This window comes from Planococcus sp. RAB007_Raresut (genome assembly GCF_057369535.1).
In genome coordinates this window covers 1-365 of record NZ_JBXYIF010000047.1, presented here as the reverse complement: position 1 = coordinate 365, position 365 = coordinate 1, and the positions used below count along the sequence as shown (strand labels likewise).

Genomic DNA, 365 nt, shown 5'->3' with positions numbered 1-365 from the left:
CTTCTTGTGGTGGTTGACCTTTCTTGTTCATCACGCGCATCGATTCCGGTTCGATTTGAAGGATCACAAGCTTTGGATCGTCCGGACCATCGAACCATCCTTCAAGTTTCTCATTCCATACTTTCTCTTTCATCGATTCATCATCCGACACGGTCGCTTTATCGAGGATTTCTAAGTAAGTGTGGCCCACACCATCTACATCGTAGCCGATTAAAATATGCGTATATGGATTCTTTTCTAGTTCTTCTACTTTATCTGTATCGTTCGAGGTTGCTGTGTAGAGTGTGAAATCATCATGGAAAAATGTCATATATCGACTGTGGGGTTTCACCTTATACACGGTCGCCATCGTCCCGACATTGCTA

1 protein-coding gene is annotated in these 365 nt (G+C 43.6%); it reads right to left on the bottom strand.

The features are described 5' to 3' along the window. The coding region (locus AC2Q9J_RS17690; protein WP_499041973.1) for a pyridoxamine 5'-phosphate oxidase family protein at window positions 1-365 on the bottom strand (365 nt) is incomplete at both ends.